Origin of the sequence: Leifsonia sp. SIMBA_070 (genome assembly GCF_046534635.1) — a bacterium.
Lineage (GTDB): Bacteria > Actinomycetota > Actinomycetes > Actinomycetales > Microbacteriaceae > Leifsonia.
In genome coordinates this window covers 1-240 of sequence record NZ_JAWRYK010000854.1, presented here as the reverse complement: position 1 = coordinate 240, position 240 = coordinate 1, and the positions used below count along the sequence as shown (strand labels likewise).

Sequence of the window (240 nt, the reverse complement as noted above, 5' to 3'; positions counted from 1 at the left end):
GTCGTCCAGGGGAAAATCCAGTTGGAAGATGGCGACTGGAAATCAGGCATGTCATCTTTATCTAGCCCGTAATCTTCAGCAAAGGCACTCCAGCCGTCTTTACTCAGTGCGCTGATGAGCGTGCAGTGCTTCGCGTCGCTCTTGTCCATCTGCTTTGAGTTGGCATCCCAAACAACGTGAGAGCACGCTTCGTGGATGGGTACGCGCCGGATAATCTGGTTGTTGCTGGTCGGGTCCTGA

The 240-nt window shown here is 53.8% G+C and carries 1 protein-coding gene; it reads right to left on the bottom strand.

Annotated features, from left to right (window positions below; genetic code table 11):
- Nucleotides 1–240: portal protein (locus SB754_RS22645; protein WP_410784516.1), on the bottom strand; the 240-nt coding region annotated here is incomplete at both ends.